This is a genomic window from Puniceicoccales bacterium (genome assembly GCA_031283585.1).
GTDB lineage: Bacteria > Verrucomicrobiota > Verrucomicrobiia > Opitutales > LL51 > JAIRTH01.
The window spans coordinates 14,051-28,878 of record JAITBP010000009.1; the positions used below are offsets into that span (position 1 = coordinate 14,051).

The window sequence follows — 14,828 nt, forward strand, 5'->3', positions numbered from 1 at the left end:
TTTGTCTTCCATAATAAAATGGCCTGACAGCTACAACCCATTGCTCAGCATTATGTAATACATAATAAGGAACGGAACATTTTATCCGGAATCACGAGCACCCCGGCAGGATGCAGCGTAACTAATGTTATCAAAAAATCCAGAACATTTTCTAAAAAATCTTGCAAAATCGCCTGGTTACTCAATTTTAGGCCAGGTAGGTATCGCGGTTGCAGGTGTAATCTGTATTGATGCCAACAATCAGCTATGATAGGAAGAATTTTTAGATTATTTTCGGGGCGTCACTACAAGAAATTTTTAAAAAAGTGTCAGCCGATAGTGAAATCAATATACAGGTTTGATGAGCAATATAAGGCATTAGCAGATGGTCAGTTATGTGAAAAAACCATGGAATTCATGCAGCGGTATAAGGATGGGGAAACATTGAATTCGCTGTTACCCGAGGCCTTTGGTTTGGTTAAAAATGCTGCCCGGCGGTTATGTGGCAAAAAGATAGAGGTTTGCGGTCATGAAATAGAATGGAATATGATCCATTACGATGTCCAGTTGATTGGAGGCATGGCTCTACATCAGAAAATGATAGCCGAGATGGCCACCGGCGAAGGAAAAACCTTGGTGGCCACATTGCCCTTATATTTAAATGCACTCACCGGACGTAATTGCCAGCTTGCTACGGTTAACGACTACCTGGCCAAGAGAGACTCGGAATGGATGGGCTATTTGTATAATTTACTTGGTCTTTCGGTTGGTTGCCTTCAGAATGAAATGGATTCCGAGGATAGGAAGCAGGAATATGACAGGAACATAACCTATGGCACATCTTCGGAGTTTGGATTTGATTATCTGCGCGACAATGGTATTGCCACAGCCCAGGAGGACCAGGTCCAAAAAGATCATTACTTTTGTATAGTTGACGAAATAGATTCAATTTTGATAGACGAGGCCAGGACACCGTTAATTATTTCAGGTCCAACCCGGAAAGAACGTAAAACGCCATTCCTTGAACTTAAGCCGGCCATCGAAAAGCTCGTTTCGCTGCAAAAATCGTTATGTAACAAGATAGCCGAGGAGGCTTTGGCCAGGTTAACCCAGGATCAATTTGATAAAGAAGCCTATAAAAAGCTATGGCAAATAAGGCAAGGTATGCCAAAAAATCGGCAGTTGCTACGCCTGATGGAAACAGGAATATATCGTAAACAGTTGGACAAGTTTGACCTGGAGATGGGGTCCGACATAAATCGTGAACTGCGCGTGCAGATGAAAGAGGAACTGTATTTCACGATAGACGAAAGAAATCATCAGGCCGACCTGTCGGAAATGGGAAGGAATGCGCTGTTTCCAAGCAATCCAAATGCCTTTGTTTTGCCGGACCTACCGATGTTGTTTTCAGGCATAGATAGTGATAAGACCTTGGATGCCAAGGAATGCGATAGGATAAAGCGTGAGGCCGAAGAAGATTTTGCGATAAAAAGTGAAAAGCTTCACTGTGTGAGTCAATTGTTAAGGGCCTACAGCCTCTATAATATTGATGAAGAGTATGTTATACAAAATGGTAAGGTGGTCATTGTGGATGAAAACACCGGTAGGGCAATGCCCGGGCGCCGGTGGAGTGATGGTCTCCATCAAGCCATCGAGGCCAAGGAAGGTCTCAGAATTGAGAAAGAATCCAAGACCTATGCTACCATTACGATACAGAACTATTTCAGGATGTATGAAAAGCTTGCTGGTATGACCGGTACGGCCGAAACCGAAGCCCAGGAATTTTTTGATATTTACAAGCTATCCGTAATGGCTATTCCGACCAATTGTCCCTGCCTAAGGAAAGATTCCAACGATTTGATCTTTAAAACTCGACGCGAAAAATATAGCGCGGTGGTCGCAAGGATAAAAGAAGCCAATCAAAATCACCAGCCGGTGCTGGTTGGAACGGCGTCGGTGGAAGCCTCGGAGCTTCTCAGCAGGATGTTGAAAAGTTCCAAAATAAAACACACGGTTCTGAATGCAAAGTTTCATCAAAAGGAGGCGGAGATCATTGCAAATGCTGGGATAAAAGATGCGGTGACAATTTCCACAAATATGGCAGGCCGTGGAACGGATATTAGACTCGGTGAAGGAGTTGCAGATCTGGGTGGATTGCTTGTTATAGGCACAGAACGCCATGAATCCAGGCGAGTGGACAGGCAATTGAGAGGACGTTGTGCGAGACAGGGTGATCCAGGGATGTCGGAATTTTATGTGTCCCTCGAGGATAATTTGATCAGATTATTTGCTGGCTCAGGGCCGATTGCATCCATATTGGAACGTACCTTTAAGGATGGTGAAGTGTTAGAGCACCCTTGGCTGAATTCGTCGATAGAACGGGCACAGAAAAAAGTCGAGGCGCATAATTATTCCATGCGACGTAGGCTGTTACAATACGACGATGTGCTCAACAAGCAAAGGGAGATAATCTATGCGCTCAGAAACAAGGTGCTAAAGAATGATGATATCCGGGAGATGATTTTAGATTTTATAAGTGAAGAGGTTTTTGATAGGGCGCATAGGGCCATAGGCCAGAAAAAATCCGATATCGTTGACGATGCTGAACTTGATTCTTTTGTTTATTATATAAATATGAGCTTTCCGGTGGCGATAAACAGGAAAGAGTTGGAGGAATTTGAGACTGGAGATGTGCTCGGGCAATTTGTATTTGAACGAATTAAGAATGCCTACGATGTAAAGGTTTCTGCCGAAGATGGGGAAGTTTTGCCGGAAATAGAGCGTGCGGTGGTTTTAAATTCAATAGATGAAAATTGGCAGGATCATCTTACTGAAATGGAAGAACTTAGGCGAAGTGTGAGCATGGCAGGTTATGGGCAAAAGGATCCGTTGACCGAGTATAAGCATGAGGCCTATCGTTGTTTTGAGCAACTGGTGGTTCAGATCCGTGAAGGTATATGCAAGAGGATTTTCAGAGCATCGACGAGCATCAACACCTTCAGGGATATGTTGTTAAAGTTGGCCAAAGATTGTAAGCCAGGGGATGATGCGACGGTTGAAAACCAAAAAAAACCCAAAGCCAGCGATAGGAATAAAAAAATAAAACCATCATTTAATTAACATTTTTGTATTTATGGCTGATGATCTAGATTATTGTTCTTTTTGTGGGAAAAGTCAGCTCATGGTAAGGAAACTTGTGGCTGGTCCGGACGTGTTTATCTGTGATAGATGTGTTAAGGTGTGCATTGGAGCGCTGGCGAAGGATCTGGATGATTTTGCATCCATTGATTTTGTTGCGAAAGAAGGAGGACGAAAGGGTTTCGATTTAAAATCGCGGTCCGATGGCCCTAGCAGTAAAGATGACGAGCTTCTTAGATTTAATTGCAAGAGCCCGAGTGAGTTAAAGGCGATTCTCGATGAGTATGTTATAGGACAAGATCATGCGAAAAAGGTGCTTTCGGTGGCGGTATATAACCACTACAAAAGGCTTCTGACATCCGGAATTATCAGTGGTGATGATACCAGGAAAATCACCATACCGGAGGAACTGAAAGACGTGGAGCTGGAAAAGAGCAATGTGCTTCTTATCGGTCCGACTGGTTGTGGAAAGACCTTGTTAGCTAGGATCTTAGCTAAGATTCTTGACGTACCATTTGCCATAGCAGATGCCACAACTTTAACCGAAGCCGGCTATGTGGGCGAAGATGTGGAAAACATTATATTGAGGCTCATCCAGAACGCCGATTACAACGTCAAAAAAGCCGAGTGTGGCATCGTTTACGTTGATGAAATCGACAAAATAAGCCGCAAAACGGAAAATGTTTCAATTTCAAGGGATGTTTCCGGCGAAGGTGTGCAGCAGGCTCTGCTAAAAATACTAGAAGGTACCATCTGTAATGTGCCGCCAAAGGGTGGTCGAAAGCATCCCGAGCAGGAGTATATTCAGATCGATACCAGTAACATTTTATTCATCTGTGGCGGTGCATTTATCGGTCTGGACAAAATTGTCAGTGAGCGAGTTGGCAAAAAAATACTTGGCTTCGGAGCTGGAAAAACCGGGCGCGATGATGATAAAAGTGACGAGGCCATTTTGAAAAAAGTTAGATCCGAAGATTTGGTGCATTATGGCTTGATTCCTGAGTTCATTGGCCGCCTACCAGTCATATCTGTGCTGGATGAACTGTCCCAGGACGATCTGATTCATGTTATGCTTGATATAAAAAATGCCATGGTAAAACAGTACGAAAAGTTGTTTGCAATGGATGGCGTGAAGTTGACTGTGGATGGCGATGCCGTGGTTTCTATCGCCAAGGAGGCGTGCAAGTTAAAGACCGGTGCCCGGGGCCTGAGATCAATTTTAGAGAGCTTTATGGTCAATATAATGTATTCGCTTCCGTCGAGAGATAATGTCAAAGCTGTGAACATTACAAGTGATGTGGTTGAAAAAATGGCCGAACCGAAGTTTGTCTTGAAATAGGGCGAAAATGGGTTGTATTGCCAGGCCGATGCTGTGTTTATATGCTATTGTTTCTTATTAGCTTTTTTATGTTTATGCTACAGCAGCCTGCTGGCCACAGAGCAATTAATATTGAATCAAAGGTTCTGGAAATACGGGATTTTCTTGCAAAGCTGCCAGGTAAAATAGACATGGTTAAAGCTAGAAAACAGTCGCTGGAGTTGTTAGCTTTCAGCGCCTACCGCGAATCTCCAAGAAAAATTCGAACGGTGGTGGAGTGTCTTGAAGAATTGGTTGGGTTATCAGACACCCAAAAGGAGAAGGATAGGCATACGCTCAGGATTGCCGATGCCTATTACCTGAATGGTGACAACGAGATGGCGGCGAATCTCTATGCCCAGTTGTTTGAGAAAGCGGATAGCCTGCCAAAGGATGAATTATTATTTCGTCATGTTAACTCGATGCTGAAAAGCGGGTCATTTGAAGCCACAATATCGTTGATGGAAACGGTTAAAAAAGATCCAGATATCATTAAGTCCCAAGGCTATTGGAAGGCAGAATGGAATTTGATCTGTTCGATGGTTAAGGGTAATAAGATGCCCGAGGCCTTGAAGCGGGTTAGGGAAGTGCTGGTTCGGCCGTCATCGACACTGAACATTCGGTTGAAACTGAAATTCTCATATGTCGAGGCCTACATTTCCTACAGGTTATCTAACTTCAATGCGGCTCGCCAGATTTTGGCGGATATTTTGAGATATGATAGCCTTGGTATGAACAGCATGGAAATGTATAACCTGTTCGCGTCGGTGTTGTTGCTATCAGGTAAAATAGATCTGTGTTATGGTATGCACAGTTCGGCTTTGGCCAAATTTAATAGGTTGAGATTGCACTATAACTCGAGCCCTTGTGCAGACAATTCGTTTTTTTACGAAGCCGAATATATGGCCAAGCTTGGGAACTATAAAAAGGCAAGTGCCATATTGGTTTCTTTCGCAGGAAATAGGTTACACTATGAGGCCAAGTTAGCATTATACTTTTCCGTGCAATATGATATCAAGGATGGTCTTCAAAATTACGACAAATCAATGGCAATGCTGGAAGATATCGCCAAAAGTGAACTAAGTTCTGACCTAAAATATTTCGCCCGATTGGCCCAGGGAACCATACTGCGACTGCGCAATGACTTTCCCGGTGCACAGCTTTTATATGAGTCATTGTTGGAAAAAGTAAACGATGATAGTCCGTTGTATAACTATCTGCTATTCATGAAGGCGAAGTGCATGTTTGTCCAGTCCATTAGAAGGCGTGAACTCATCGATCAGGTTTCTCATATCCTGACACGGCTTGTCTCGACCCAACCCATCGACGAAAACCTCAGAATAGAGGTGGCCGCATTCCAAAAATTTGTCTGCGAATCGGTTGGCGATCAAAGGGGTGCTAATGATATAACTGCTTCTATTTCAGGCAAATATAATTCAGCAGAATCCGTCAATACATTGAACGAAAATGGTAAATATTGGCTAACCCGTTGTATCGGCGGTGGCGTTAATCCGCTGCCTTGATTTTTAAACCTCACATACATCGGCGCCGATGGATTTTAACTTATCATTAAAATGGTCATAGCCACGGTCCACATACCTGGTGTTCGTTATGATGGTTTCGCCTTTAGCCAATAAGCCTGCTATGTAAAGCGCTGCGCCGGCCCGGAGATCGGTTGCGGCTAGGTTATTCCCCTGTAGGTTACACCGTCCGTTTATTATTTCCGAAGTGCCATTTAATTTGATGTTCGCTTTCATTTTGACCAGTTCTGGCACATGCCCAAATCTTTCAGGATATATTTTTTCTTCTATGGTGCTTATGCCATTGGCCTGGGTCATAAGTACTGATAGTTGGGCATGAAGGTCCGTTGGGAAGCCAGGAAATGGTGATGTGGTGATATGCATACAACGTATATGCTCGGATTTCTTAACGATGGCTTTGTCATTCTCAATTTTCATATCGGCACCGGCTTCGAGCAGAGGGGTTATCAGTGAATCCGAGTGGCTTATGCCATTTACTGTTAATTCCTTAGCGCAGGCTAGTCCAAGGATTACGAATGTTCCGGCTTCTATTCTGTCGTGGCCTATGGTAAATTCACAGCCGTGCAATTTATCCACTCCTGTGATGACCAAAGTTGATGTACCCAGGCCATCTATTTTGGCTCCCATTATTGTCAAAAATTTACATAGGCTAACCACTTCAGGCTCGCAGGCTGCACCATAAATCATCGTTTGGCCCTGGGCAAGCACCGATGCCATCAACAGGTTTGCTGTGCCAGTGACCGTTGAGCCATACCTACCTGACATGTATATCTTATTACCTACCAACGCCTTTGTGGACAGATAGATGTTTTTGTTGGTGGTCAATATATTGGCCCCAAGCATTTGAAACCCTCGAAGATGTAGATCTATGGGTCTTTCGCCTATAACACAACCTCCGGGCATCGGTATGGATACTTCGCCGGTCCTGCCAAGCAATGCGCCCATCAAACACACCGAGGCACGTATTCTATTGACATAGGCAGAATCAACCATCGACCTTGGATTTCTTGCGTGGATTCGAAGCGTCTTACTAGAGATTGATTCAACACTAACCCCAAGATCTTTAATTAGATCTATCATGGAAGTGACATCACTAAGTGACGGCACGTTTTTAATAACACAAGGTTCAGCTGTCAATAAACATGCTGCCAAAACCGGTAAACAGGTATTTTTTGACCCACTTACATCTACAGACCCATGCAAAAGTTTCCCACCGGAAATTTTTACAGTATCCATATGTTTCTAACTTTTTTCTTTTGTTTTTAGATCGGAATTAGTTCTACTTTTTTTATTAGCATTGGCAACGCCGTAGCTTTTCGGTCGATCTTTAGGTTTTTCTACAGAAAAGTTACTTTGTTTGTTAGAACTTTCCTTTGCCTTAGAAGAAAAGCCAAAAAATGACATAATTTTTGAAATGAACGAGGAACAGGCACACTTCTTTTTCGTGCAGGCATATTTTTTACCAGTATCATCGTTCCGTGTTCTTTTATTATCAATTCTGCTATATTTTTTCTGGGTTCCATTACGACCAAATTTACTGCCTCTGTTGCTATCGCTGTCAGGACAAGGTTCTTCCGTGACACCGACCAGGTCCGTACAGGAAGGTTGTGATTGGGTTTTAATATCTTCATGCACTGTCGTAGACTTTTTAATCGATACAGGTCGCTTTTGTCCACGTTGTTTGCCACTGTGTTTCATCGATATGGCATCGGACATTACCCTGGAGGTGTCATTCACCACAAAGTCTATGGCAGAACCTTGTGGATCACATTTTTTTATAGCGCTACGGGATGCTCTACCTCTTTTTAGTGAGTTACGGCAACACTTATCACTATTATCACTTGGATCTGGATTTGTCACTGTGCCATCGCATCCAAAATCACCCTCAATAAACCCGATGCGGTTAGCATCGCTCTTTTTGCTTCTTCTAAAATCAGACATCTGTTGTTATAATATAAATCATTTTATGTGTATTTATACACCCTGACTAAAAAACTATAGTGACTAATAATTATTTTTATCAAAATAGATAGCAAGCTAAAATGAGAAATGTTTTGTAGGATAATTTGTTAGTTATGGTAATTTATAGTAATTTACCAATAAAATACTTGCTTAGCCAGTAGCCATTAATAAACTGACATAAACTGAGGCGTAATGTTTTGATGGATTATAAAATAGAAGTTGATACTCTGTTACATAAGCTTGGTAAGACTCTGGATCTTCCGAAGCTGGCATTGGATGCATATAATAGATGTATTTTGATATTTGATGAAAAAATTGTCCTTAATGTGGAATTAGACGAAGTTAATGGTATATTGATTGTATACTCCTACGTGTCGGTGGTTCCATTTGAAGGGCGCGAAAGAATTTTTGAAATGCTACTGGAGGCAAACTTTTTTTGGAAAGACTCTGGTGAAGCAACTCTTAGCATAGATAAACAAACCCAAACTGTTGTTATGGCCCGTAGATTCGAGTTGCCATTGAAAGAATCCTGTAGTCTGGAAGATAGTCTTGGGGAATTTATTGATAACGTTGAAATTTGGTCAAAAAAGCTCGAAGGCTTGGCACTGGAAGCTGAAACGCTTGGGAAAGCTGAGAACCTAAGTAAAAATCAAGTCAATCAAAACAGAGATAAGCTGAGGTAATTATGATGGATGGTATTAATTTAAATAGAGCAGCTGGAGCAGTATTTGGTAAAAATAATGCTAAAATAAATACTAAGGATGCTGTCATTCCACAGGATGCCGATAAGTTTATGAAGCTTGTGGAATCTGGGCATGTGAGTAGACCTGCTGAAAAAATTTCTATCACCAGTAGAAGTGTTAGACAGCTGGACAGAGATGTCAGTTTAAGGGCTCCAAGAACCGTTCATGATACGGCGCGTTCCGTTGATCAACAAGCAGATAACACTCCGCACACCCCATTGGCTAAAAGAACCGTACGCACAATCTCCAGCGGCGAACTATCAGCCAAATTGCCAGGTATTCTTAGGAGATAGTAGGTCCAATCGAAACCTGTTGCTGGTCAGATAAAGCCTGCTAGGCATCACCAGAAATGTCCCGATCATGCTGTGGCTTATTCTTTTTTTGCTTAAAGCATACGTTATTGTCCTTGTCAGTGATTATTGTTAGCGGTAGGCCCTCGACAATATTTCCTTTCAAAAACTCTTCGGATAGAGGATCTTCGATGTATTTTTCTATGGCTCTTCTTAGTGGTCGAGCACCAAATTTTTTATCGTAGCCGTTTTTTATTAGGATTTCTTTGACAGATTCTTCTATTTTGAGCTTTATGTCTTTTGATTCTAGCCGTTCGGCTATCTTTGATATTTCCAAATCTACTATTTTGCCAAGATCATCATGGGATAGCTGGCGAAATACAATCATGTCTGTCAGTCTATTTATAAATTCTGGTTTGAATGATCGCTTGGCATCTTCGATTATGCTTTCTTTGGCTTTCTGGAAATCACTTTCATCTCCGGAACCAAAGCCCAGCGTTGTGCTTTTTTGTAGAAATTGGGCACCAATATTGGTTGTCATTATCAGTATGGTGTTTCTGAAATCAACTTTCCGTCCAAGACTATCCGTAAGATGTCCATCTTCAAGGACCTGAAGCAATATCTGTAGAATATCAGGATGGGCCTTTTCTATCTCATCGAAGAGCACGACCGAGTAGGGCTTTCTTCTTACGGCTTCGGTGAGTTGACCGCCCTCGTCGTAGCCCACATAACCAGGTGGTGACCCTATCATCCTCGATACGGCAAACTTTTCCATATACTCGGACATATCAACCTGGATTAAAGAGTCGTTACTTCCGAACATCTTTTCGGCCAACACCTTGGCAAGATGAGTCTTGCCGACACCGGTGGGGCCAAGGAATAGGAAAGCTCCTATGGGCCTTTTGGGGTCTTTAAGATCGGCTCTTGACCTGCGCAGAGCCCGGGCTATGGCGTCGGTGGCTTCATTTTGACCTATGACCATGCTGCGCAATTCGTCGGCCATTTTTAATAACCGCTCGCTTTCTTTTTGTTCTATTCGCGCCAGAGGAATGCCCGTCCAATTGGATACTATTTTATAGATATCTTCTGGTCCTATCATTGCCCGATGATCTTTTCTAGATTTACGCCATTTTTCTAGTACTAGATCCCTTTCTTCCTTCAATTTTTTTTCTTCATCACGGAACCTGGCCGCATCTTCGAATTTCTGTTCGGATATGGCCCTTTCTTTTAACCCACACACTTCTTCAACTTTTTTCGACAATTTTTCTATTTTCGGCGGACGATTCATCGTGTTGATATGGGCCCGAGATCCTGATTCATCCAAGATATCTATCGCCTTATCTGGTAAAAACCTACCGCTTATGTACCTGTCGGACAGTTTGACTGCAAGTTCGATGGCTTCGTCAGAATATTTGACATTATGATGTGCTTCATATTTTTCCCGGATACCGAAGAGGATTTTCGTTGCGTCTTCGATGCTAGGCGGATCTATATATATGGGTTGGAATCTCCGTTCTAGGGCGGCGTCTTTTTCTATATTTTTTCTATATTCCGCTATGGTTGTGGCGCCTATACATTGTATTTCTCCACGGGATAGGGCAGGCTTTAGGATATTTGAGGCATCCATTGAGCCCTCGGAGGATCCGGCACCGACGATGGTGTGAAGTTCATCAAGAAAAAGTATTATATTTCGGCTTCGCCTTATCTCTTCCATGACGGCCTTCAGCCTTTCCTCAAATTGACCACGATATTTTGTTCCAGCCACCATTAGTGCCAGATCAAGAGTTATAACCTTTTTGCCAGTAAGGAGATCTGGTACGTTTTCATCGGCGATGGCCTGGGCAAGACCCTCGGCTATGGCCGTTTTACCAACACCGGCTTCACCGATTAGAGCCGGGTTGTTTTTAGTTCTTCGGCAAAGCACCTGAATGGTCCGCTCTATTTCTTTTGCCCGGCCTATGACTGGATCCAGCTGGCCTTCCCTTGCCAATGCGGTGAGATCTCGGCCGAAAGCTTTGAGAGCTGGTGTTTTCTGTTCACGTTGTGTAAGTGGTTGAGAATGACCATATTCCTGCATATCATCATCGTCAGAGTCCTCGGTATTTTTTGTAGGTTGGAGGCCGATAAAATTTGGATCCAATTCGGATAGAATTTCATTCCTACAGGCATCTATATCCACACCAAATTCAGTAAGTACTTTTGCAGCAATTCCTTCGGTTTCTCTCATCAGACCCAGTAGCAGATGCTCGGTACCTATGTATGGATGGTTCAAAGCCTTAGCCTCATTGGCTGCGGATATGAGGACTTTTTTGACCCTTGGAGTGAATGGTATCGAATCCAGATGTTGTCCGGCGGTTGTATCATCCTCATGGGTTACTTCGGCCACCATATCCTGAACCTTCTGCTTTATGTCATCACTTTCTATACCAAGATGTTGCAGAACATTAACGGCTATTCCTTGGCCCAACTCAATCAGTCCAAGCAGTAGGTGTTCAGTGCCTACGTAGTTTTGGCCAAGACGGTCGGCTGCCTGTCTAGCGAGCACCAACACCTGTTGGGCCCTTGGAGTAAAATTCATTGGATTCATGTCTAGTGCGGTAGTATACAATCTAAATGGCTAAATCAATCAATAAGAATTGAAATGAGATTATTAGTGGAGTAAGCCATTGGACATTAGGTAGCCAGATATTCCAGGATGGTGTCTAATATTTTGTCAAATTGTCGGGGTGTTATGGTGTAGGGTGGCATGGTATAGATCAGGTTACCGATGGGTCTAAGCCCTATGCCTTTCCCGTGGCAAAATGATGTAAATCGTTCTCTGTCAACAGGTTTGTCCATTTCTATCACACCAATACTTCCCAGGATACGTAGGTCTTTTACACCTGGAAAGCCATTCAGCTGGGATAATTTGTTGATCATTTGATTCTGTAGGGCCATGACCCGGCCATGCCAATCCTGGCTTGACAGTAGAGAAAGACTTGCGATGCCAGCAGCACAGGCCAGTGGGTTGGCCATGAATGTTGGGCCATGTAGGATTACCTGCCCCTGGTTACAAATTCCGTCGGTGATTTTTTCTGTGGTTAATGTAACTCCAAGGGACAGAGCTCCGCCGGTTAATCCTTTCCCCAGGCACATTATATCCGGTTGAATCCTGGCAAAATCGCAGGCAAACATCCTGCCGGTACGCCCAAACCCGGTTGCTATCTCATCGGCAACCAAGAGGATATCATATTTTGTACAGAGGTTTCTGAAGATTTCCAGGTACTCCTTGCTATAGAACCAGAAACCGCCGGCACACTGGGCTACGGGCTCAAAAATCATACCGGCTAGTTCCTGACTGTGGGCTGCGAAAAAATTCTCATATTTTCGTGTTTCTTCTTCAATATCAAAGACTTCTCCAAATCGATAGGATGGTTTTGGCAGGAACACCTGTTTTGGTAGAACCGAGGCAAGGGATCGATGCATTCCACCGGTGGGATCACAGACCGACATGGCCCACAATGTGTCTCCGTGGTAGCCACCAGCCAGTGAAAGAAACTTGGTTTTTTGCCGATTACCGACGCCTTGCCAATACTGTACGGCCATTTTCATTGCCACCTCAACGGCCACGGATCCGGAATCGGAATAAAAAACTTTCTGAAGATTTTTTGGTACGATTTCCAACAAATTTTCACAAAGTTTTACTGCCGGTTCATGGGTAAATCCACCAAACATGACGTGGGAAAATTTGTCGATCTGAGATTTCAGGTGATCATTCAATTGGCCATTGTTATGCCCGTGGATGGTGGCCCACCAGGAAGATATGCCATCTATAAGTTGTTTGCCATTAGCAGTGTATAGTTCACAATCCCGGGCATAGATTATCTGCTCCACCGGCTGCGGATTTTTTGGACAGTCATAGGGATGCAGCAGGTGTTTTCTGTCGAAGGAAATTATATCCTGAGGAGCTTCAGTATGGTTGCCATAGAAGATGATATCGTCGAGTAGATTGCTGATGGGATCAAAGTCGGTTGCATTCATCGTAGCCTTGGAAGATAGATGCTCTAGAAATGGCACAACCAGGCATTTTATTCCAGTTCGTTGGGAAATCTGTTTGATATTATCTTCTAGTATGTACTGGCTATGGCTATTCTGGAAATGAGGCTGATTCATGACCAGGGCAGAAATGACCAACCCATTACGCCGGAGTTCATTGATGGAAAGCAATGTGTTATTTATTGCACCAAGCCTATTTTCCGTAACCAGTAGAATTGGGCCGGCCAATGCTGTCATCAAGTTCAACATGGTAAACCCGTTAGCATCTATAGGAACCAGTATTCCTCCGGAACCTTCCACTATTGTTAGATTATTTCGTGTTCTTATTTCTTCTATTTTTGCTAGTAGCCCATCTGGATTTATTTGGTGACCTTCCAGTCTGGACGCTAGATCAGGGGAGCATGGAGCTTTGAGGTATTCAAGACAATGGACTTCGCATTCATTGGTTAGATCTGAAACCGCTTTGTTATAAATGTCTATGTCTTTGGAAGGGCCTGTGATGTCGATGGGATTGTACCCGGTTTGTATTGGCTTAATTATTGCTGTTTTCAAACCCTGCTTGACCGCATTACGAAATAAGGCCGATGAAATTATTGTTTTTCCAACTTCGGTATCGGTCCCGGTTACGAAAAGTAGATTTTTTCTCTTCATTCCTGAAAAGCTAGGCCAAGTTTTTTGATATTCTCCAGATCTCTTGCGATCGATTCACCACCGGTGGTCAAATAGTCTCCAACCATAACCGCATCGGCTCCGGCTTTGAAAATTTCGTACTGTCGATCGCCAAGGATATCCTTTCTACCTCCACAAATCCGGATACTTATGTCCTGTAGAACTAACCGAAAGATGGCTATGATTCTTAGAGCTTCATCGGCTGATAGCGGTGGTAGATTTTCAAACGGCGTCCCCTGGTGTCTGTATAGAAAATTTATTGGAACGCTATCGGGTTTCAATCTGTATAGTTCGAAGGCGAAATCCAGGCGATCGCTCCAGGTTTCGCCGCAGCCAAAAATTCCACCTACGCAGGTTTCCAGACCTACGGTTTTTGCATTTTTAGCCGTGGTTAGTCTATCTCTCCATTTTTGTGTGGTACATATTTTTGGATAGAAAGCCTCGGAGGTTTCCAAATTATGGTGAAATCTTGTCAAGCCATTCTGTTTTAGATACCTGAGATCGTCGATGCTCAATCTCCCCAGTGATCCACATAGGCGCTGTTTGTTCTCGGTAGCTAGGTTCTTGAGTACCTGGGCCAGAGATTCCACGTCCTGATTGCCAAGTTTGCCTCCACTGGTGACAACCCCGCATTTATTTGCGCCAGAATTGAGGACTTCCTGTATTTTTTTTCTAAGCGTTTCTTTATCAAGGAATTTGTATGTGTCAATCTGGGTTTGATGAAACGAACTTTGGGAACAGAATTTGCAGTCCATATCGCAAATCCCAGACCGGGCATTGATTATTCCACAAAGATGAATTTTGTTACCGAAGTATTTTTCTCTTAAAGAGTTAGCCTTCCGGAATAGCTCTTCACTGGAGTAGGTTGTGGCGATGGTCAAAGCAACTTTCTTTGTCAGCATACAAGGGATTGGTGCAACTATGGCCGTAGAAGTCAATATATAAAGGAATGGTAGCAAAACACCCTAGGCCAAGCAATAAAAATTGCATTTGGCCTGGTAGATTAGGCTGACTAGGATTGATGGATTGCTAGGATTCGTCTGCGATAAAATCGGCTTCGAGTTTGTTAACGCCATCGATCAATTGCTTGGATAGTGTTACAATACCGGTCACT

General features: G+C 43.3%; 10 protein-coding genes. 5 read left to right on the forward strand and 5 right to left on the reverse strand.

Annotation, left to right across the window (positions count from 1 at the left end; genetic code table 11):
* The first annotated feature begins 246 nt into the window (after nt 1–246).
* The 3 genes from secA (at nt 247) to LBB20_02635 (ending at nt 5,997) form a co-directional block, all read left to right on the forward strand.
* Complete coding sequence (secA, locus tag LBB20_02625) at nt 247–3,099, forward strand: preprotein translocase subunit SecA (GenBank protein ID MDR2735705.1); 2,853 nt, start codon at nt 247–249, stop codon at nt 3,097–3,099.
* Between the two features lie 13 nt (nt 3,100–3,112).
* Entirely contained in the window at nt 3,113–4,456 is a 1,344-nt protein-coding gene (clpX, locus tag LBB20_02630) for an ATP-dependent Clp protease ATP-binding subunit ClpX (GenBank protein MDR2735706.1), read from the forward strand.
* 68 nt (nt 4,457–4,524) lie between these two features.
* Nucleotides 4,525–5,997 (forward strand): hypothetical protein, encoded by a 1,473-nt coding sequence (locus LBB20_02635; GenBank protein ID MDR2735707.1) that lies wholly within the window; start codon nt 4,525–4,527, stop codon nt 5,995–5,997.
* Nucleotides 5,998–6,000: 3 nt separating this feature from the next.
* Here the strand turns inward: LBB20_02635 and murA are convergent, their stop codons facing one another.
* Nucleotides 6,001–7,251 carry a UDP-N-acetylglucosamine 1-carboxyvinyltransferase gene (murA, locus tag LBB20_02640; GenBank protein MDR2735708.1) on the reverse strand — a complete coding sequence of 417 codons (1,251 nt, stop codon included), beginning with the start codon at nt 7,249–7,251 and terminating at the stop codon, nt 6,001–6,003.
* A gap of 6 nt (nt 7,252–7,257) precedes the next feature.
* On the reverse strand, nt 7,258–7,956 hold the full coding sequence (locus LBB20_02645) for a hypothetical protein (GenBank protein MDR2735709.1): 699 nt from the start codon (nt 7,954–7,956) through the stop codon (nt 7,258–7,260).
* Between the two features lie 221 nt (nt 7,957–8,177).
* On the opposite strand from LBB20_02645, the gene LBB20_02650 reads away from it, so the two are divergent.
* Nucleotides 8,178–8,660, forward strand: coding sequence for a type III secretion system chaperone (locus tag LBB20_02650; GenBank protein MDR2735710.1), 483 nt, complete (start codon nt 8,178–8,180; stop codon nt 8,658–8,660).
* A 2-nt stretch (nt 8,661–8,662) separates the two neighbouring features.
* Nucleotides 8,663–9,013: a hypothetical protein gene (locus tag LBB20_02655; GenBank protein ID MDR2735711.1), complete on the forward strand. Its 351-nt coding sequence runs from the start codon at nt 8,663–8,665 to the stop codon at nt 9,011–9,013.
* A gap of 40 nt (nt 9,014–9,053) precedes the next feature.
* On the opposite strand, the gene LBB20_02660 is transcribed toward LBB20_02655, so the two are convergent.
* From LBB20_02660 to bioB, 3 genes are all read right to left on the reverse strand, one after another.
* Nucleotides 9,054–11,597, reverse strand: coding sequence for an ATP-dependent Clp protease ATP-binding subunit (locus LBB20_02660; GenBank protein MDR2735712.1), 2,544 nt, complete (start codon nt 11,595–11,597; stop codon nt 9,054–9,056).
* A gap of 86 nt (nt 11,598–11,683) precedes the next feature.
* Nucleotides 11,684–13,696 carry an adenosylmethionine--8-amino-7-oxononanoate transaminase gene (gene bioA / locus LBB20_02665; protein ID MDR2735713.1) on the reverse strand — a complete coding sequence of 671 codons (2,013 nt, stop codon included), beginning with the start codon at nt 13,694–13,696 and terminating at the stop codon, nt 11,684–11,686.
* Entirely contained in the window at nt 13,693–14,616 is a 924-nt protein-coding gene (bioB, locus tag LBB20_02670; GenBank protein ID MDR2735714.1) for a biotin synthase BioB, read from the reverse strand. The genes bioA and bioB overlap by 4 nt, the downstream gene beginning before the upstream one ends.
* Nucleotides 14,617–14,828 lie beyond the last annotated feature (212 nt).

Excerpts from the sequence above, each read along its gene's own strand:
- secA (MDR2735705.1), top strand. The coding sequence starts at position 247 with ATGATAGGAAGAATTTTTAGATTATTTTCGGGGCGTCACTACAAGAAA.
- clpX (MDR2735706.1), top strand. The coding sequence starts at position 3,113 with ATGGCTGATGATCTAGATTATTGTTCTTTTTGTGGGAAAAGTCAGCTC.
- LBB20_02635 (MDR2735707.1), top strand. The coding sequence starts at position 4,525 with ATGTTTATGCTACAGCAGCCTGCTGGCCACAGAGCAATTAATATTGAA.
- murA (MDR2735708.1), bottom strand. The coding sequence starts at position 7,251 with ATGGATACTGTAAAAATTTCCGGTGGGAAACTTTTGCATGGGTCTGTA.
- LBB20_02645 (MDR2735709.1), bottom strand. The coding sequence starts at position 7,956 with ATGTCTGATTTTAGAAGAAGCAAAAAGAGCGATGCTAACCGCATCGGG.
- LBB20_02650 (MDR2735710.1), top strand. The coding sequence starts at position 8,178 with ATGGATTATAAAATAGAAGTTGATACTCTGTTACATAAGCTTGGTAAG.
- LBB20_02655 (MDR2735711.1), top strand. The coding sequence starts at position 8,663 with ATGATGGATGGTATTAATTTAAATAGAGCAGCTGGAGCAGTATTTGGT.
- LBB20_02660 (MDR2735712.1), bottom strand. The coding sequence starts at position 11,597 with ATGAATCCAATGAATTTTACTCCAAGGGCCCAACAGGTGTTGGTGCTC.
- bioA (MDR2735713.1), bottom strand. The coding sequence starts at position 13,696 with ATGAAGAGAAAAAATCTACTTTTCGTAACCGGGACCGATACCGAAGTT.
- bioB (MDR2735714.1), bottom strand. The coding sequence starts at position 14,616 with ATGCTGACAAAGAAAGTTGCTTTGACCATCGCCACAACCTACTCCAGT.